The 19,831-nt window shown below is 54.4% G+C and carries 15 protein-coding genes; 9 read left to right on the top strand and 6 right to left on the bottom strand.

Features of this window, described 5'->3' with window-relative positions; all coding sequences use genetic code 11:
* Positions 1-95: 95 nt before the first annotated feature.
* Complete coding sequence (fabF, locus tag NST44_RS03280) at positions 96-1,340, bottom strand: beta-ketoacyl-ACP synthase II (protein WP_251536120.1); 1,245 nt, start codon at positions 1,338-1,340, stop codon at positions 96-98.
* Between the two features lie 138 nt (positions 1,341-1,478).
* On the opposite strand from fabF, the gene NST44_RS03275 reads away from it, so the two are divergent.
* A complete protein-coding gene (locus tag NST44_RS03275) occupies positions 1,479-2,324 on the top strand; it encodes a helix-turn-helix transcriptional regulator (protein ID WP_340897811.1) in 846 nt (281 codons plus the stop codon).
* Between the two features lie 356 nt (positions 2,325-2,680).
* Here NST44_RS03275 and NST44_RS03270 read toward each other — a convergent pair whose 3' ends face one another.
* The 4 genes from NST44_RS03270 to NST44_RS03255 form a co-directional block, all read right to left on the bottom strand.
* On the bottom strand, positions 2,681-5,641 hold the full coding sequence (locus NST44_RS03270; RefSeq protein WP_340897810.1) for a DEAD/DEAH box helicase: 2,961 nt from the start codon (positions 5,639-5,641) through the stop codon (positions 2,681-2,683).
* Positions 5,638-7,290, bottom strand: a complete 1,653-nt coding sequence (locus NST44_RS03265) for an SWIM zinc finger family protein (RefSeq protein WP_340897809.1) — start codon at positions 7,288-7,290, stop codon at positions 5,638-5,640. The genes NST44_RS03270 and NST44_RS03265 overlap by 4 nt, the downstream gene beginning before the upstream one ends.
* Before the next feature lie 305 nt (positions 7,291-7,595).
* A complete protein-coding gene (locus NST44_RS03260) occupies positions 7,596-7,766 on the bottom strand; it encodes a hypothetical protein (protein ID WP_210094363.1) in 171 nt (56 codons plus the stop codon).
* A 191-nt stretch (positions 7,767-7,957) separates the two neighbouring features.
* On the bottom strand, positions 7,958-8,248 hold the full coding sequence (locus NST44_RS03255; protein WP_210094241.1) for a hypothetical protein: 291 nt from the start codon (positions 8,246-8,248) through the stop codon (positions 7,958-7,960).
* A 732-nt stretch (positions 8,249-8,980) separates the two neighbouring features.
* Here NST44_RS03255 and NST44_RS03250 point away from each other — a divergent pair.
* From NST44_RS03250 to NST44_RS03220, 7 genes are all read left to right on the top strand, one after another.
* The gene (locus NST44_RS03250) at positions 8,981-10,786 is read left to right on the top strand and encodes a sensor histidine kinase (protein ID WP_007130660.1); all 1,806 of its coding nucleotides are present in this window, start codon (positions 8,981-8,983) and stop codon (positions 10,784-10,786) included.
* The gene (locus NST44_RS03245) at positions 10,783-12,345 is read left to right on the top strand and encodes a response regulator transcription factor (RefSeq protein ID WP_340897807.1); all 1,563 of its coding nucleotides are present in this window, start codon (positions 10,783-10,785) and stop codon (positions 12,343-12,345) included. The genes NST44_RS03250 and NST44_RS03245 overlap by 4 nt, the downstream gene beginning before the upstream one ends.
* Before the next feature lie 97 nt (positions 12,346-12,442).
* Complete coding sequence (locus NST44_RS03240; protein ID WP_007130658.1) at positions 12,443-13,768, top strand: extracellular solute-binding protein; 1,326 nt, start codon at positions 12,443-12,445, stop codon at positions 13,766-13,768.
* 51 nt (positions 13,769-13,819) lie between these two features.
* Positions 13,820-14,695 carry a carbohydrate ABC transporter permease gene (locus NST44_RS03235; protein ID WP_007130657.1) on the top strand — a complete coding sequence of 292 codons (876 nt, stop codon included), beginning with the start codon at positions 13,820-13,822 and terminating at the stop codon, positions 14,693-14,695.
* A gap of 18 nt (positions 14,696-14,713) precedes the next feature.
* Entirely contained in the window at positions 14,714-15,583 is an 870-nt protein-coding gene (locus tag NST44_RS03230) for a carbohydrate ABC transporter permease (protein WP_077570218.1), read from the top strand.
* Between the two features lie 304 nt (positions 15,584-15,887).
* A complete protein-coding gene (locus NST44_RS03225) occupies positions 15,888-16,949 on the top strand; it encodes a bifunctional transcriptional activator/DNA repair enzyme AdaA (RefSeq protein WP_007130655.1) in 1,062 nt (353 codons plus the stop codon).
* Positions 16,950-17,094: 145 nt separating this feature from the next.
* Positions 17,095-17,943 (top strand): arylamine N-acetyltransferase, encoded by an 849-nt coding sequence (locus NST44_RS03220; protein ID WP_040738813.1) that lies wholly within the window; start codon positions 17,095-17,097, stop codon positions 17,941-17,943.
* A 154-nt stretch (positions 17,944-18,097) separates the two neighbouring features.
* Here NST44_RS03220 and NST44_RS03215 read toward each other — a convergent pair whose 3' ends face one another.
* Positions 18,098-18,916 carry a helix-turn-helix domain-containing protein gene (locus NST44_RS03215; RefSeq protein WP_007130653.1) on the bottom strand — a complete coding sequence of 273 codons (819 nt, stop codon included), beginning with the start codon at positions 18,914-18,916 and terminating at the stop codon, positions 18,098-18,100.
* Between the two features lie 141 nt (positions 18,917-19,057).
* Between NST44_RS03215 and NST44_RS03210 the strand changes: the two genes are divergently transcribed.
* Positions 19,058-19,831 (top strand): sugar phosphate isomerase/epimerase family protein, encoded by a 774-nt coding sequence (locus NST44_RS03210; RefSeq protein WP_007130652.1) that lies wholly within the window; start codon positions 19,058-19,060, stop codon positions 19,829-19,831.

Raw genomic sequence — 19,831 nt, 5'->3', positions numbered from 1 at the left:
TTTTGGTCTGCTGCGACCGTCCACGATTTAGCAGGCAGAGAAAGCCGCGCAACAAGCAAAAGACCCCAGCTTCACCGGGGTCCTGACGCTAACTTCTATTCACCTTCATATTTTTGGATAATAATCGCGGAATTATGCCCGCCGAAGCCGAACGAATTGGAGATGCCGATCCGCAGACCATCGGAGCGTCTGGCCCGGTTCGGTACATAATCGAGATCGCACTCGGGGTCTGGCGTTTCCAGATTGATGGTGGGCGGAATGACGCCCTCTTGCAGTGATTTGACGAGCGCGATCGCTTCGATGCCGCCCGAGGCGCCAAGCATATGGCCGGTCATCGATTTGTTGGCCGTCACCGGAATCCGGTACGCATGCTCCCCGAATACCTGCTTGATGGCCGCCGTTTCCGAACGGTCGCCAATGACGGTGCTCGTAGCATGGGCGCTGATAACATCGATATCGGCCGGCGACAGTCGTGCTTCGGCGAGCGCAGCTCTCATCGCCCGGGCAGCTCCTTCACCATCCGCAGGAGTAGCGACCATATGATAGGCGTCCGAGCTGGCGCCGTAGCCGATCACTTCGCCAAGGATGGGAGCGCCTCTGCGTTTGGCATGCGTAAGCGACTCCAGAATCAGGATGCCGGCGCCCTCCGCCATGACGAAGCCGTCGCGATCCGCGTCGAACGGACGGCTGGCGCGGGCGGGATCGCCTTCCCGGGTAGAGAGGGCGGTTGCGTTCGCGAAGCTGGCGACGGATATGCCGGTCAGAGCCGCTTCCGTACCACCTGCAATGATGACATCCGAGCGGCCAGCCTGGATGTGATAAAAGGCCTCGCCGATGGCGGTGTTCCCGATCGAGCAGGCGGTCACCGGAGCGAGCGTCGGCCCTAACGTCCCGTACCGAATGCTGATCATGGCGGCAGCCATGTTGGGGATCATCATCGGCACGAGCGTAGGACTTATTCGCTCCGGCCCCCGCGTGGCCAATGTTTCGCTTTGATTCATGAGCGTCTGGATGCCGCCGATGCCGGAGCCGACGTAGACGCCCATGCGCTCCCGGTTGACCTGGGTCAGGTCCAGCCCGGAGCTGGACACGGCCTGATCGGCCGCTGCCAAGGCGAACTGGCAGAAGCGGTCCATACGGCGGGCTTCCTTCGCGCCGAATCGTTCGTTTGGATCAAATCCTTTGACGGTGCCTGCTATTTTCACTTTATGCTTTAAGGTATCAAATGTATCAATAGGCGATATGCCGGACTCTCCCCGTGACAATCTCGACCAGAAGGTTTCGGTGTCATTGCCGAGCGGCGAAATGACGCCCATGCCCGTAATTACGACTCTTTCCATAAGATTCCAGCCTCCTCTAAGACTTTATATCTTGTCTTGCTTAAGGCTATAATGTCATTAGTTATATCCTATTACAAGATAGCGTTTATCCTAGTATAATTACTGCTATCCTGAGCTGGATAGCGAGGGGGGACTGGTATGAACTCTCAAATCAGGCTGCAGGCGCTGTCGGCGTTCCTGAAAGGCCAGCGGGCCAAAATATCGCCGGAATCCGTCGGCTTGCCGCCAGGCACGCGCAGAAGAACGCCGGGATTGCGCCGGGAAGAAGTGGCGCAGCTGGCCGGCGTCAGCACCACCTGGTATACATGGCTGGAGCAGGGACGGGACATTCAGGTGTCCTCGTCCGTGCTGGATTGCGTTGCGAATGCGCTGCAGCTGAATGCGGATGAGCGGCGGTATTTGTACTCCTTGGCATTTGAGGGGGGCGGGGAAGTGTACCCCGTTCAGCAGGAAGCCGTTCAGATCAGTCCTTCGCTGCAGAAGATCATGACAGAGCTCAAGCTGTGCCCTGTCGTGATCTCCGACCGGATGTGCAACATCGTCGGGTGGAACCGGGCCGCAGCCTTCGTATTCCTGGATTTCGACCGGATTCCGCCGGAGGAACGGAATATGATCCGCCTGCTGTTCACACGCCGCGAATTCCGGCGGCTGGCCGTGAACTGGGAGCAGTTCGCCAGCGGTTATCTGGCGATGTTCCGGTCCTACTACGGACAATATGTCGGAGATGAATGGTATGACCGATTTCTGGAAGAAATGAAACGGAAGAATCCGGATTTTACCCGGATGTGGGAGGAGAGCCAGGTCAGCTACGCGCCGGAGGTGCATCTGGAATTCAGGCATGCGAAGGCCGGAAAAATGGTGTACGAGCTCACCTCGCTGAAGGTGTACGGGAATGCCGACCTGCGCTGCAGCATCTACACGCCTGCACCTGACACGAATACGGAAGCGAAGCTGCGGCAGCTGATGGAGGAGATGGGGGGTTGAGTTAGGGTCTGGGTCTGTTTTCGGCATTAAATTTAGCCATACAAAAACTGCACCCCCAATATGTTAGATGGTGTCCAACATTAGGGGTGCAGTTCAGCGGTACAGCTTCCGTGCACTAAGCAGAATGCTTAACACGGCGGCAACACCTTTGAGAATGTTCAGCAGCTCCCCAAGGGTGATCATGGCATCATCCCCTTTAACAAGAGGCTAACGCCGTGATCACTCCACCGCACTTTGTCCTTGTAGATGAGTATAGCATCATAATAAAACGCTTGTCCCAGTAAATTCCAATAATCTGCGACAAACGGTGTACTATAGTTTAGGTCAGTCGATCACACCCCAAACTTCCTGCTCGCCTACACCCATTCCCGCCGCAGCGTGAACAGCTCCTTCAATTCATCGGTGGAGAGCTCGGTAATCCAGCCTTCGCTGCTTGAGATGACCTGATCGCTGAGCATCTGCTTGCTCTCCAGCATCTCATCGATCCGTTCCTCGAGCGTTCCCATAGAGATGAACTTGTACACCTGGACATCCTTGGTCTGGCCCATCCGGTAGGCCCGGTCCGTTGCCTGATTCTCAACGGCCGGGTTCCACCAGCGGTCGAAGTGGAACACGTGGTTCGCGGCGGTCAGGTTGAGTCCTACGCCGCCCGCCTTAATTGACAGGATCATCACATTCGGCTGTTCATTTGGGGGCAGCGACCGGGATTGGAACCGCTCGATCATGCTGTCCCGGGCCCGCTTGGTCGTGCTTCCGTTCAGGTACAGCACCGGCTCGCCAAGCTCTTGCTCCAGCACCTGGCGCATCATATCGCCCATGCCGATATATTGGGTGAAGATCAGGCAGCGCTCGTCTTCTTCCCGCAGCTCCTTCACCATGGACAGCAGCCGCTCCAGCTTCGCAGATCTGCTCACGATCGCTTCGGTGTCGAGAAGCCCGCCCGTTCCCGGCAATTCGGGAAGCGGCTCCTTCGTCAGCAGAGCAGGATGGTCGCAGAGCTGCTTGAACTGCGTCAAGGCGGCCAAGATCGCGCCTTTGCGCTCGATGCCTTCGAGCTTTTGCATCCGCTCCAGCAGTCCGCTTACCGTCTGATCGTACAGGGTGCCCTGCTCGGCGGTCAGATGAATATAGGTCTTCATCTCGTTCTTCTCCGGCAGGTCGAGCTGAATGGCCGGATCCTTCTTCTTGCGCCGGAGCATGAACGGCTTGATCAGCTTCTGCAGCTCCGCCGTGCGCTGCTCGTTCTTGTCCTTCTCGATCGGTTGAATGAACCGCACGGTAAATCCGCGGAGACTGCCGAGATATCCCGGATTGATGAAATCGTAGATCGACCACAGCTCCGAGAGGCGGTTCTCGATCGGCGTACCGGTCAAGGCGACGCGGTGCCTTGCGGGAAAGCTGCGGACAGCGGCGGATTGCTTGGTGTCTGCGTTTTTGATGTTCTGGGCCTCGTCGATGCCAATGGACTCCCACTTGACGTCCCTTAACAGCTCCTGGTCGAGCGTGGCGGTCGCATAGGAGGTCAGCACGATGTCGGCATCATAGGCCATCCGATAAAATGCTTCGCCGCCGCTTCGCTTGCCTCCGTAATGAAGCATGACCCGCAGCGTCGGTGCAAAGCGCTCCAGCTCCTTCTGCCAATTGCCCAGAACCGAGGTCGGGCAGATCAGCAGCGATGGAAGCGGCTCTTCGCCGCGCTGCCGCACCGTGTCCTTCACATGCAGGAGGTATGCGATGAACTGCACGGTTTTACCAAGGCCCATGTCGTCGGCAAGGCAGGCTCCGAGGCCGTAATGCCGCAGGTAAGCAAGCCATGCAAAGCCGTCCCGCTGATAGGTTCGAAGCTCGGCCTTAAGGTCTGGCGGCACGGGAAGCTCCGGCCATTCTTCCTGCCGGCCGAGCCGCCCGATCAGCTTCACGAAATGCTCGTTAAGCTCTACCTCCAGCTTCACCCGATCTGCGTCTGATGAAGATTCCCCGGCGGCTTCGGACGTCTCCGCTTCGTCGCTGCTGCCCAGTAAATGCAGCTGAAGAATGTCTTGGAAGGACAGCCCCTCTTCGCGGTTCATGCCCGCCATCATCTGACGGATCTGCGCGACGAGGGCCGGATCGAGCGGAATCCACTCCCCTCGGAACCGGACAAGCCGTTCGTTCCGGGCGACAAGGTCGGCGAATTCGGCCTCAGTCAGCGTGGATTCGCCGATGGCGATACGCCAGTCGAAGTTGACCAGCGAATCCAAGCCGAACAAGGAGCCACCGCTGCTTCCTCCTGCGGCCTCGCCTTCCCCTGCGCGCACCTTGGCCCGCAGCTTCGGCTTCTTCCGGCGCGCCGCTTCCCACCAGGCGGGAAGCAGCACCTGCCAGCCGGCCTCCAGCAGCCGCGCGCTGTCGGCCGTCAGAAACTGCCAGGCGGCCTCATCGGAGAGGGGCTTGCCGAGCACTTGTTCACCATGGCCGTCAAAGAAGCGGTCCGGCAGTGCCGCTCTCAAGCTTCGGAGCCAGCCGGGAGAGCGCTCGGCGATATGGGCAGCCCATGTGTCCGGCCAAGCACCATGCGCCGTTCCGTCTTCCGCCAGCCGTATGTCGGTAAGAGCCGCCGCGTCCTGCTTGTCCTGCAGCACAAGCGCAAGACGCCAACTCGTCTCTTCTTCATCGGGCTCCAGCAGCTGCAGCAGCGGACGGAAGGGAGCGGTATCCGGACGCCATCCGATGGAGATGAGCCAAGCCGCCGCGTCCATGCCGGCTGCCGCCGCCCGTTGCGGCGTGAAGAGCAAAGGATATTCTCTGCGCAGATCGGCTGCCGCTTCTTCCGTTCCATAATATAGGCGGTGAACATAGGCCGAGAAGGAAGCGCGCAGTCCCTCATCCCATGTTTCGTCCGCGCACAGCAGGGCGAGCTTCTCCTGCCCCTCATGGGTTAAAGCCTGCTCATCCCACACCCACTGCAGCTTTCCGGCCTTGTAGGCGCCGAAATCGGGAACAAAGCGGCGGTCCCTCGCGCACGCAGCGAGGGCAGGGGCCAATTCGATAAAGGGAATACAGGCTTCATCCCACAGCCATTCGATATGTTCCAGCAGCTGCAGGTCCGCGAAGAACGGAATGGCCTGTTCAGCCGGCAGTATGACGACCTCGATATCGGAGACGGATTGGACCGTGAGCTCCGTGCCGTAGAAGGAGTCCTCATGCCAAGCAAATAAGCGATGCTTCAAATACGTTCCGGGTACATAGCCCTGCATCAGGGTCGAGCCGTAAATCACCGCGTCCCCGAATTCGCTTATAGCCATATGAATCGTGATGGTTTCCGTGTATTTGCTCATGATATCAGCTTTCCTCTCCGCAGCTCTTCTTGAAATGCGCGCAGCCTGCTGTTGCGGACGGATAGGGACGTGATAAACAAATCCCAGCGTTCCTGCTGCTTGAGCTTCTTATACAGCTTGGCCAACCGCTTCAGCAGCTTGACGGCAGCTTTGTAGCCGTCCCGGTTCTTATGGAGAATGTAGCGTTCGACCGCCTGGTGGTAAAACGGCAGCAGAAGCTCCGGCGCATGCTTCTCAACAGGCGCAAGGTCGCTTACCCTCAGCTCCAGCGGTTCTCTGCCCGTGCTCAGCTGATAATCGATCCACTCCCGCCAGCGGCCGTGGGTCATGAGCGCATTTTGGTAAATGTGCTTGGAGTATGGAAGCAGGGAGGCAAGGCAATTCCACATGCGCTCGGCCGCCTCCGGAACATGCTCGATCACCGCATCCCAGTAGTCCTGGTAACGGCTGAGATGTTCGTTTCGATGGCTGCCAAGCAGCGGGCCGATCTCCGGAAGCCAGCGGGCGAGTCGTTCCCACTCGGAAGCCGAATACAGCATATGGAAGAAGCCCAACACGAATTCGGCCGAAAGGGTGCTGAGCTTGTCCGCTTCCCGGAGCAGCTCCCAGGCCGCCTCGTCTTGCCTCATATAGAAGTGCATCAGGCTCTGTGACGTCAACCATGCCGCACGGGAGAGCGATGCGCCGAAATCGCCTTCGGCCGCTTGCAGCTCCTTAAGCTCATCCGCATATGTCTGCTGATTCTCCCCGTAAACCGGGCTGATCCAGTAGATCCACAGCTGCATATAGACCTTGGCAAAAAACTTCCGGTTCCTCGGCTCGACCAGCATGCTCCTGCGGATATACGCCTTGGTTTCGTCCAGGCGTTCCCGAAACGCCTCTCCCGGTTCAATGTCTTCAAGTCCGTCTTTTAAGATTCTCCCGATTTGGTCTTGGACGTGGTCAGCTGCCACTTGGGTATGGTAGCCGATATAGGAGCCGGAGGAATTCCAGGCGCTCGCCTGCTGCTTTACCAGCTTCTCCAGTACAAAGAGATGGGCATGCAGCCCGTATAGCGGTTCCAGATCGGCAGGCAGAGGCGGCTTGATATAATGAAGGGCGGCCAAGGCATTTTTGGCGTAAAACGAATTTTGGGTGTTCGTTCCGAGCGAAGCCGTGCAAATATCAAACAGCTCATGCCATGCCGTAATAGGCAGCGTCGGCAGCTGCTCCGCTTTGTCTCTCCATTTCTGGGGGCTCGGAGCAGCCTGCCCTGCTGCAGTCCTGGGCCGTAGAGAGTTGGGAGTAATGGGGGAGCTGGCCCAGGACATCGAATGTGCATTGACGAGGGCGTGAATGGACCGCCCTTGCTGCTGAGCGTAATCCAGCAGAACGGCCGCCATATGCTTGCATGCCCCTTCAACAGGGCATGAGCATTCGCTGTCGCTCAGGGAATTGACGCGAAGCCGGACCTGATAGGGTTCCGCAACCGAGCCTTGTACGAGGGCATCGATCACCCCGGAGGAAGGGTCAGACAGCTCGCTTGAGCGGACGCGGCCTTGCTTGAAATATTGAAAGCCCCTCTTGATCGTGAGGTCGCTGAAGGTCTGGGTCGTTCGCTGAATGAGTTCCTGCCACTGCATATCGTCTAAGGTCAAGTATGAATTCATGTTCGCATAGTCTCCTAAGAGAATTTATATCCATGTATCCATTTAATCTATCATATTCACAGAATTGGCGAAACAAGGCCAAGAAGCCGAAACAGTGGAAAAATTCCCTAACATGCATGAAACAGGGGGCCGAAGAGAGAAAGGGAGCTAGAAGCCATCGGGAGAAGAGAAACGTACGCGCCAAAGGGAGCTCCATATCCTCAGCAAGCAGCAGATGTGCGTGACAAGCAGCGGTAGGGAGCCCCCCAGGTTTTAAGCAAATCTTCCAAAAGGAACTTGCATGTTATTTGCCGTCAGGCTTCCTTTTATAGACGACGGTTCTTCTTATCATCAATGTACAGCTCGACCGCCGTGATGAGCCGGATCAATAGCTTGATCAGAAGAAACAGCGCATAAAGGCCAAGCAGTGCCAATAGCCCCTGAACGATTAATGCGATAAGCGGCAAGAATGCAAATGCGGAAAAACTCATGCTCACAGTCCATCACCTCCTCCAATAGAATCAATTGCTCTGGATCCGGGCGACGATGTTTGAGCTGCAGGAAGGATGTTTTCATATTAAATCAATTAGGAGAAGAACATGTATCCTTTATATCTTGCGCCCTTTTCGCCTTGTAAGCTTTAATCCATTTTCGTTTAGCAAAATAAAACCAAAAATAAAAACGAGTTTTAGAAATTGTATTTTTCAGGGTTTTTAAAAAAGTCGAGATAATTATATCTTCCAATAGGCTCAAAGGTCTTCCTGTCCTCATTGAACTCCAAAACAATTACTTCTCCACTCAGTCCAGAATTAGTTTCTGTTTCAACTATAGCTATTCTGTTCTCAGCTAGTTGTACAACTGACTCGCTGACGTATGATGGAAAATCAGGAGCATTATTTTGGGGGACTGGCTTAAGAGCAATAATTATAAGACAAATTAAGATTCCAATCATAATAGTTAATTTGCTTTTTTCCTGCACTGCTTCTCCTCCTAATAGGTTTTTTAAGTATCTAATTATAAAAACACATTTTATCAAATAATGTTTGTTTCATATCGGGACATATTGTACTCTTTAGAGCTGGTAGTTTGCCAAAGCGGTGCTACTGATCTCGGGTCAAGTTAACGAATTTTTAATTAAATTTCTGTCTAATTGGTGGTAATCGTAATATGTATCGGGCACAATCGCGCACAATCGTGCGCGGGAAACGGCTCTTGGTGTTCCAAGCCGAATCGGACACTGGGAAGTAACCGGTGCTTGCCTGTATTGCATATTTCTGCAAATCTAAACGGCTTGTGATAGATTATAAAATGCAGCTCAAAGCATTGGCTTCGCAGGCATGCAAAGCTCCCCCGGCCTGCTGCTGCTGACCATGTGCAAGAGCTTTTAATTGGAGTCTTCTAAGCTTACTAATGGCTTCAAGGCCCCTTGGGCCAAGAAATCTTCCGGTTTAAAGACAAGCTGCAGAAGGTAATATGTAAGGCTGCAAAAGGCGCTCCCATAAGCTGCTTCCTGGATATCTGGTGAGCGGGATGGAGGGAACTTATATTTTCCTCCCTAAGCCTTTAATACCATTTACTTGAGTCTTAAGTATCCTCTAAGATAGGTAATAAACTTGGTGGATGTCGACCGTTGTCCAATTTTGTAGTAACCGCATACAAAGTTAACTAGCCTTACGGACCCATTCCCTAGGGTATAAATGAGGTGAACGCATTGCAGCAATGGCTTGGGAAATCATTAAAGCATAAATTATCGCTGCTTATCATTATTACGACGATGGTTCCTTTGCTGTTTCTCGGCTTTTTCTCTTTTAACATGGCGGAAAGCCTGACGGAGGAGAAGGCCAAAATTACGGGCATGAATACCTTGCGCCAGCTTGAAGCGTATCTCGATACGATGGTGAAGGATGTTGAGAACATGTCGCTGTTTCTGATCGGCCATAACGGCGTGCAGTCCTATCTGAAGTCGTCCGAGAGCAATTACGTCCAGCAGACGACCGTCATCAACTTTTTGACCAATCTGGCGTTTTCCAAAGACTATATCGCCAACATTATCGTGGAGCCGCTCGGCAATAAGGATCCGATTTCCCATAAATCGCTGGTGCGATCCGAGTTCAAGGACATTACGGAGGAGATTCCGGATTATTACGCGCAGCATCCGAAATGGTGGTCTTTCGTCCACCGGCAGTGGACTTTTGAAGGAGTCAGGAAGGTGATCACCCTGGCGAGGCCGATCCGCAGCACGGACAAGTACAAGCCGATCGGCAATTTGCAGATCAACCTCGATCAAGCGGTCATCGCGAACCAATTCCGGCAAGCGGTGCTGGAGAAGAGCGGCTTCGTGCTGCTTCTGGACGAGCAGAACCGGATCATCGTCGGCCCGCCGGATATGGAGACCAATCTGACGCTTTCGGATTACTACCCTTCCATCGGCGAATTTGAAGGCGACAGCGGCAGCATGGATTACGGCAAGGATGAAGACAAGAAGACGATCCTATATAAAAAAATGTCCAGTGTGAACTGGAAGCTCGTCGGCATCATCCCGTCGCAGGAGTACCGCTCGCAGAACCAATACTTTTTGAAGCTTACGGCGGTGGCGGTCACCGTGGCCGTCGTGTTCGTGATCGTGCTCGTCCTGTTTCTGATCCAGAAAATTACGAACCCGCTGTCCGTGCTCGCGAAGTTCCTGAAAAACTCCAGTCCCGAGGAGCCGCTGCCGGCCCTCCCGGTCAAAACGGTTGACGAGGTCGGCCAGCTGATTATCAGCTATAACCGACTAAGCTCGCGGATCGTGAAGCTGACCGATGAGGTAAAGCTGAGCGAGTCGCTGAAGAAGGAAGCGGACATGCACGCGCTGCAGGTACAGATCAATCCGCATTTTCTTTACAATACGCTATCCTCCATCCACTGGCTGGCCCTGATGAACCAGGATGTAAAGATTGCCGAGATGGTGGGCTCGCTCAGCGACTTTCTGCGGTTCAGCCTGAACAACGGCCAGGAATACTGCACGATTCAGCAAGAGATCATGCATGTCCGCCATTATGTGAATATTCAGAAGATCAGGTACCCGGACAAGTTCGAGTTTGACGTCCGCGTGGAGGAGAGCTTGTATAACCAGACGATGCTGAAGCTGCTGCTGCAGCCCCTCGTGGAAAACTCCATGCTGCATGGTATTTTGAGCCGGGACGGCCTAGGGACGATTACGATATACGGGGAGCGCGTACCGGGCGGGATTCGCTTCACCGTGGAGGATGACGGAATCGGGATGTCCCCGGATCGCCTCAGATGGCTGCAGGAGCAATTGACGGAGCATCCGCAGCAGCAAGAACGGGAGAAAGCCGGGCGCGGGAGCTACGGGCTGCGCAATGTGCATAAACGGCTTCTTCTCCATTACGGGCGGGATGCCGGCTTGGAGATCGAAAGCACCGAAGGTGCCGGAACCCGGGTCCTGTTTACGATACCGGATACGATGGATGACACCGGCCATGAAGGAATTAACAAAGGGGATGACAAACCTTGAAGGTATTGATCGTTGATGATGAAGTGATCATTCGCAATGGTCTGAGCACGGTGATTCAATGGGCGGAGCATGGCTATACGGTGCTTCCCCCCGCGGCTTCGGCGGAGGAAGCCCTTCAGCGGCTTCCGCTCGAGATGCCGGATATTATATTTACCGACATTCGGATGACGGGCGCAAGCGGGCTCGATCTGGCTCATGAGGTACGGCAGCGTTATCCCGAGATCGAGATCATTATCATCTCCGGCTATGACGAGTTCGTTTATGCCCAGCAGGCGATGCGGGAGGGGGTCAGTGATTATCTGCTCAAGACGAGCAGGCCGACCGAAATCATTGAGGCTGCCAATCAGGCGAGGGCACGGATTGAAGCACGCAGGCAGCATCACGCCAAGGGCAGGGAGCAGGAAGCCGCCGTTAACCGCAGCTTTCTGCGAAGGGTGCTTGCAACGGGCTTTTCGCCCGATGAAGCGAGCATAGCTGAGTTGTGGAACCGATATCCCCAGCTTCGCATCGAAGCGGGCAAGTCGCTTCAAATTTGGCTGCTGTCCATTCAGGCGATGGAGCAAGGGGACGAAGCATCCCGGCCAACCGAATGCAATGCATCCCTAGGCTCCGTGCTCGCCGAAGAGCTGCCCTGCGCGTGGATTGAATGGAACGGCGCGCTGCTTGTGCTCGCTAGAACCGAGCCAGGCGGCCCGGATCGGATGAACGCCGCCGTCCGAGCGTGGGAGACCCGGCACGGCTGCCGGGTCTTAGCCGCAAGCGGCCGGCCGGTTCATGAGGCCTCGGAGCTGCATATTGCCTTGGCTTCGGCGGAGGAGGCCGCCTCCTATGCATGGCTGCTCGGGCATGAGCGGAGCATCCGCTATGAGGACATCTCCGGCCGTAAAGGGATCCGGACCGTATGCACGCAGGACGAGGAAGCGGAGCTCGCTTCGCTGCTTCGTTCCGGCCAGGAGCCGGCCCTGTATGCCTGGATCGGGCGTTTGCTCGAGCGAATTACAAGCGATCCGGAGGCAACCCCGGGATCGGTGCAGGCATATCTGCATTCCCTGCTCATCCATGCGCAGCGCTGGCTTGAACGCGCGGCGGCCTCTATCGGGTATTCCAGCCCGCTTACTTCGGAGGAGCCAATCCATTTCGGGGAGTTAAAGATTTCGCCGGAGAGCGTGCTGACCCGTTATCTCGGGCTGATCATGAAGCAGTACGGTGAAATGGTATCGGCGACGACACCGGTTCAACGTGCGATCGCCTATATTCACGAGCATTTGGGCCAAAGCCTGTCGCTCCAGCAGGTTGCCCGCCATGTGCACATGAATCCGAACTATTTCAGCGAGATGTTCAAGAAGGAAACCGGTCAAAATTATATTGAATTCGTCACCCAGGCGAAGCTGCGGAAGGCCATGGTGCTGCTTCGGGAGACACCGGCCAAAATCAGCGAAATTGCCAATGAAATCGGCTATGAGGACATCAAGTACTTTAACCGGCTGTTTAAGAAATGGACCGGACAGACCCCGTCGGAATATCGGGCAAATCCTGAATTTTGTCCCTCTATGGACTGAAGTATATCCCCTATGTAAGCGCTATATCCTCTTTTATACTAAAGACGAACATCAAGAGATTAACCCATCCGAACGATTATAAAAGGGGGATTTAACTATGAGACCAGGAAGAAAAATAGGTCTAGTCCTGCTGGCGATGTCTCTGCTCCTGGCCGCTTGCGGCGGCGGAAAGAGCAGTGAGAAGGCCGGCGAGAGCACGAACGGCTCGGAGAAGGTAAAGCTGACGATCTGGCACAACTTTGCCGGTGACGACCTGCGGGCGAAGGCCGTTCGCAGCTATATCGATCAGTTCGCACAGGATCATCCGGAGGTTACGCTGGACGCACAGGCGATCCCTCCGGACGGCTATCGCCAGCGCTTGAGCACGGTGGCTGCCGCCAACGAAATGCCGGACGTATTTTTCGTCTATGCCGGAAGCCAATCGTCCGAGCTGCATCAAGCGAAGCTGCTCCAGCCGATTACGGAAGTGCTGGATGCGCATCCGGAATGGAAAGAGAAGTTCCTCCCTGGCGCATTCGATCCATTCGAATTTGAAGAAGGCCAGATTTATTCCGCTCCGCTCGGAATGTCGGCGACATCGATCCTGTATTACAACAAGGCGCTCTTTGAGAAGCACAACGTGAAGGTGCCAACGACGTGGGATGAAATGATGACCGCGATTAAGACGTTCAACGACAACGGAATCACGCCGATTGCGCTTGGCAACAAGGCGCCGTGGGTAGCCCAGTCGACGATTCTCGGCTCGCTTGCGGACCGGGTAACGGGTACGGAATGGTTCAAGAATGCCGCTGCCCAGCAGGGAGCGAAATTCACCGATCCGGAATTCATCGAGGCGCTTGGCTATTTCAAGCAGCTCGTGGATAACAAGGCGTTCCAAGAAGGCGCGAACAGCATTGATAACACGCAAGCCGAGCAGTACTTCATTCAAGGCAATGCAGCGATGATGATCAGCGGCGCTTGGACCTTGACGAATCTTGCGGCATCTTCTACAGAAGAGCAAATGAAGGACATTGAAGTAACCACATTGCCGGCGATTCCAGGCGGCAAAGGCGAAGCGAACACCATTTCCGGCGGCGCCGGCGGCGGACTTGCGCTCAGCAGCAGAACCGAAGGCAAAGCGAAGGAGCTCGCGCTGGAGCTGATCTACACCGTGAGCGGACCGGAAGCCCAGAAATCCATTGCCGAGAGCAATTCCATGGTTATGTACGATGCCGAGATCGACCAATCCAAAGTAACTTCCCTGTACTACAAGGCGTACAACCTTGTGAAATCGACGGGAATCACGCCGGTATACGATGCTTATCTGTCTGCAGAAGCAGCTGAAGTCATCAACAACGGTCTGCAAGAAATTATGATGGGCGGCTCCGTTGAAGATGTGGCTAAGAAGCTGCAGGATGCGCAAGCCAGATCCGCTACTCCGTAAATTGTTAGCCCTGAACATGCTAAAGGATAAGGATAGGAGGAGGAGGCTGCCATGCCTACAGCGATGAGAAGCAAAGGATTTATAGCCATAGCGCTTCTTCCTGCGCTGCTGTTGTTTCTGATATTTGTCATCATCCCGGTGTTCTGGTCGGCCTATTACGGATTTTTCAGCTGGAAAGGGTTTGGTGAAGCCACGTTTATCGGACTTGATAATTATAAAGAGATGTTCAAGGATCCGATCTTCTGGCGCGCTCTTCGCAACAACTTGATCCTGGTGGTGTCCTCGATCATCGGTCAGGTGCCGATCGCGTTGGTTCTGGCGATCGTCCTGTTTAAAAATTCGCTCTTCAGCCGGTTCATCCGTTCGGCCGTGTTTATGCCGATGGTTCTCTCGACGGTAGTTGTCGGCCTCATCTGGGGGTACATCTATCATCCGCAGTTCGGAATCGCGAACCATGTGCTGGAGATGCTTGGATTGGAATCGTGGACCCGGGCCTGGTTGTCGGATCCGAAGGTGAATATGCTGGCGATCTCGATTCCGATCAACTGGGCCAACGTCGGGCCATACCTGGTTATCTTTATCGCAGCGCTGCAAAACATCTCCCCGGAGATTCATGACGCAGCCAAAATCGACGGATCCTCGGGCTGGAACAAGCTGAGAAACATTACGCTGCCGATGATCTGGAGCACGGTCGTCGTTACCATCGTGCTCTGCATCTCGGGAAGCTTGAAGGCGTTCGACCACGTTATCGTCATGACGGGCGGCGGACCGGCGCAATCGACGGAGCTGCTTGCCACCTACATGTACAACAGCACGTTCAGCGTCTATCGTTACGGTTACGGCTCGGCCGTATCCACCATGATCATGATTGTCAGCGCGATCCTGATCGCCATCAACTATTTTGCAACGCGCAGAAAGTCAAGTTAACAGGAAGGAGTGAGCGACATGAATTTACAGACAACCGGAACCGGAAGCGCTTCGGGAAAAAGAACGATCATGAAGGGATTATCCGGGTTCGTCAAACTGCTGCTGCTTGGTTACGCCATTCTTACGCTCTACCCCCTGTACTGGCTTTTTACGAGCGCGTTTAAATCCAATCAGGATTTCTTTACCAATCCTTACGGCCTGCCGAAGGAATGGATGTCAGAGAACATATTCCGGGCGTGGGAGCTTGGAAATATGGGCCGCGCGATGCTGAATTCGACCGTTGTGACCATTATATCCGTCGCCCTGACGATTCTGCTCAGCGTTCTTGCTGCCTATGTGCTGTCCAGATTCCAGTTCCCGTTCAAAAAGGCCGTCGTGGTTCTGTTCACGACAGGCCTGCTGATCCCGATTCACAGTACGCTTGTGCCGCTGTTCATTATGATGAAGAACATCGGCCTGCTCGATACGTACGGGGCGCTCATTCTTCCCTACACGGCGTTCGAGCTGCCGATCGCGATCTTCCTGTCGATGGCTTATATGTCATCGATTCCAAGGGAGATCGAGGAAGCGGCCATGATCGACGGCAGCGGCTGGTGGGGAATCTTCGGCAGAATGATTCTTCCGCTCTGTATGCCGATCGTGGCAACCATTTCGATTCTGGCGTTCCTGCGGTTCTGGAACGATTTCTCCTTCGCGCTCGTCTTTATCAATACCCAGGCGCTGAAGACGCTGCCTCTCAGTCTGTCGCTCTTCTCGGACGGCTTCGGTACGGATTATGCGTTGACGATGGGGGCTATGGCCATCGCGGTCATTCCGACCATTGTCGCTTACCTGATCCTGCAGGAGCAGATCATGAAGGGTATGGTGGCCGGCTCGATTAAAGGTTAAGTCAGCTGCAAGGGAAATCAAACTGTACCGTATAGCGGGAATACAGTCGATGGATTCAGGAAGTTCCACTTCATATGCATCTTGAAAACCCTCTACCGATTCATTCGGAAGAGGGTTTTTGTTGATGGCGGTGGATTCAACGTTTTAATTTTAAAAAAATTCATGCACGATTTTCGGCGATGTCATGCTTGCAGAAGAAATATAATGAGAACAAATGGCGGTGCCTGGATTACCCCAAAGCAGCTCACAACATGAACCACGGTCGCGCATGACGTGCCAACAAAGGATACGGGAGGAATTTTGCATGATATCAGCCTCGAATCAACAGGAATATTACCAGGCGCTGCTGGAGAAGAAGTCGGAATACGAGGGCGTCTTTTATGTAGGCGTCAAGACAACCGGCGTATTCTGCCGCCCGACATGCCCGGCAAGGAAGCCTAAAATCGAGAACTGCGAATTTTTTGGAACAGCCGAAGAAGCGCTGCTTGCTTCCTACAGGCCCTGCAAACGATGCCGGCCGCTTTCGCATCCCAATCAGGTGTCCGACCTGGTTCGGCTGCTTGTAGACGCGGTGGAGGCAAACCCGGAGAAGAGATGGACCAACCAGGACTTTCAGGAGCTGTCGGTGGATGCCTCAACGGCGAGGCGCCAATTCAAAAAGCGGTTCGGGATGACCTTTGTCGAATATGCAAGGGCACGGCGGATGGGGCTTGCCTTGAAGCAGATTCGGGAGGGACATGCCGTCATCGATGCCCAGCTGACGATCGGTTACGAGTCCAGCAGCGGGTTTCGGGATGCCTTTTCCCGGATTATGGGCGCAGCGCCTACCCGGTCAGGCCATCACCGTGTTCTAAGAGCTTCCTGGCTGGACACGCGCCTCGGGCCGATGATCGCGATTGCGGACGAGGAAGCGTTATATTTGCTTGAATTCGTTGATCGCAGAGGGCTGGAGCGCGAGGTTGAACGACTTCGGCGGAGAACCCGTTCGGCAATCATTCCGGGTTGCACCGCCCCCCTCCGTTCGATTGAGCGTGAGTTGGGCGAGTATTTTGACGGGAAATTAACGGTGTTTCAAACCCCTCTGCGCATGTTGGGATCTCCGTTTCAAACCGAAGTCTGGAGTCGGTTATTACAGATTCCTACCGGTCAAACGTCTTCGTATGGCGAAATCGCGGCAACGATGGGAAAGCCAACCGCGTACCGTGCTGTTGCTCAGGCGAATGGGGCGAATCAGCTCGCGATTGTCATACCCTGTCATCGCGTGATCAATGCGAATGGTGAATTGGGCGGGTACGGCGGGGGATTGTCGCGCAAGCAGTGGCTGTTAAACCATGAGAGGGCGATGGGGGCCGGAGCTGATAATTAGACTTAAGTCGTAGGGAATGGTCTTAGCTCGGGCCGGACTTTTTTTGTATCGATTAAGTAGTCGTTCGTATGATGTATTCAGATGGAAGGTCTTTAAAATAAAGAGCATAGCTTCCACTATCGGAGAAGGGAGACTGATCATCGTGATGGATCAAGAGCGATTACCCCAATGGGTCACCAATTATCTGAACTATATTCAAGTTCCGTTAAAGGAGCCTTCCTATGCGTATTTAACTGAAATCTGCACGGCGCATCATAACCGGATTCCGTTTGAGAATATCAGTACACTCCTTCGATTCCATGAGTATCATCAAACAGGAAGCCTCCAGGAAGATGCAAAGCGGTTCGTGGATCAGCTGCTGCAGTTCAATATGGGGGGGACCTGCTACATGATCAACAGCAGCCTTCAACAGTTGTTGACACAGCTTGGTTTCCGCAGCCGCTACACGTTGCTTGGAGGCGGGCATGTCGGATTGCTCGTTCAGCTTCCTGATGAGGAGGAAGAGGTCTATGTGGATTGCGGGAATGCAGCACCATTCTTTCAGCCGGTTCGATTGATGAGCGAGCCCGATTACGTGTCTGCGTATGCCGGTATTGAAGTAAGATTACGCCCAGCCGGCGAACCGGGAACCTATGCGTATTACCGGTATGTCGACGGCAAGCTGCAAACGGATCTCTTGTGGACCTTCGATACGAGAAAAACCTATCAATTTGATGATTTCCAGCCTGCGATACGGCAATATTTCAAGCCGGATGATATGTTTACTTCGACCTTGCGCTGCCAGCTTTGGCAGCTGGATCAGCAGCGTTCGCTGTCCTTGGTCAACAATGGTTTGAGCATCCGGTATATCGATGGAACGGTCGAGAAGCGGGTATTGTCGGATCTTGGAGAATTACGTGAAGTCATCAATCAAGAATTCAAACTCCCCAAGCTGCCGGTAGAAGAGGCGGTTAATGTTCTCCGGCAGCTCGGGGTGGATATATGGAAGGAATAATGATGCCTCTTTTCATAGAAGCGAAATCCCATAGGCCGCCGCCAGTTGGTTGAAGAATACTCATGGGCTGCCGTCAGTAAGTTGAAGAATACTCATGGGCTGCCGCCATTGGTTGAAGAATGCTCATAGGCCGCGTATTCGTTGAAGAATACACTCAAATGAGGCGCTCAGGACTCGCCGGGACGGTGGCAGCTTCCCGGAATTTAACCGGCGACATGCCGTAGTTGGCGCGGAAGACGCGGTGGAAGTAGGAATAGCTGGCGAACCCCGAGGTTTCCGCGATTTCCTCCAGCGTCATCGTGCTGTATTTGATCCGCTCAACGGCCGCGTTGAGGCGGATTTCCAAAGCATATTGAATCATCGTCTTGCCGTAATACTCCTTGAACAGCTTGACTGCCCGCGACAGGCTCAGGCCGACGTGCTTTGCCGCATCCTCCAGCTTAAAGGTAACCGTGGCATGCTCCTCCACAAACCGCTTCAGCCGGAGGGCTGTAAAGGCGAGGCGGTCGGCCGGCTTCGTCTCGGTAATGGCGCGATCCAGGCTGAGGCACAGCCCGCGCAGCAGGTAGCCTGTCATTTCATCGTTTTCCCCGTCCATTCCGCGCCGTTTCTCCAAGAGGAGATGTCTCCATAGTCCAAGCAGATGATCGTCCAGCCCGATCCGGCTGACGACCGGGCGCTGTATCCGGCCCCACCATTCATCGATCCATGCCCCATCGCAAAATATGAAATAATCCCCGCTGGACACGCGGCCTTCCCCGCCGCCGTCCTTGACACGCAGCTCGTACTCGTCGCCGGGCTTCAGCAGCAGCAGATCTCCCCCCTGCACATGGTGCACGATTCCGTTGCAGTACACCTCACAGGATCCTTCCGTCTGCAGACGAAACAAATAGTTCGTCAAGCCGCCCCGATGGCTGTTGCTGAATTGCTGGAAGTGGTACGAATAGTCGCAGATCAGCAGTCTTGCATCCATAATGGCCAAAACCTCCAGTGAAAAATATAAGCAGATAGTTCATGTTGCAGCCATATTGTTTATGTTCATTTTAGCCCATTTCCTTGTATGATAGTAGCAGATTGAGCATTAACCCAAATTTTGAATCGAGGTGCGCCAAACATGAGAAGAATGAATATCGGTTTGCAAATGTACACGCTGCGCGACGAGACGGCACAGGATTTCCGCGGTACGCTCCGCAAGGTGGCGGAATTGGGTTATGAGGGTGTTGAATTTGCAGGCTACGGAGACATTCCCGCCGAAGAAATGAAAACGCTTCTTCAAGAGCTCGGACTGAAAGCGATCGGCAGCCACGTCGGTCTGCATCTGCTGCGCGAGGATCTGCAGAAGGAGATCGATTACCTGAAGACGATCGGCGCGAAATATATGATGTGTCCATACGTTGCTCCGGAGGACCGCGAGAATGCCGAGGATTGGAAGAAGCTGTTCGCGTTCTTGGAAGAGGTAGGGGCTGAAGCCCGCAAGCAGGGTCTTATCTTCGGTTATCACAACCATGCATTTGAATTTGAAGATAAAGTGGATGGAGCGTTCGTATTTGATGCCATGTATGCGGCAACCTCACCTGAAGCTGTGCAAGTGGAAATGGACGTATGCTGGGTACAATTTGCCGGTCAGGACCCGCTTGCCTATATTCCGAAATATGCTGGCCGTCTGCCGCTTCTCCATCTGAAGGACTTCAGCAAGGATGCCGAGGGGAACATGAAGACGCTGGAGCTTAGCCAGGGCGACGTAAACCTGCCGGGCGTCATTCAGGCTGCATCCGATGCAGGCACGGAATGGCTGATCGTTGAGCAGGACGTATGCCAGAATCCGCCGCTCCAAAGCGTGGAGAACAGCATGAACTGGCTGAAGCAGAACTATTTGAACCAATTTTAA

Source organism: Paenibacillus sp. FSL W8-0919 (genome assembly GCF_038003785.1).
Taxonomy (GTDB): Bacteria; Bacillota; Bacilli; order Paenibacillales; family Paenibacillaceae; genus Paenibacillus_AQ; species Paenibacillus_AQ lactis.
This window is presented reverse-complemented; position numbering and strand designations above follow the sequence as displayed.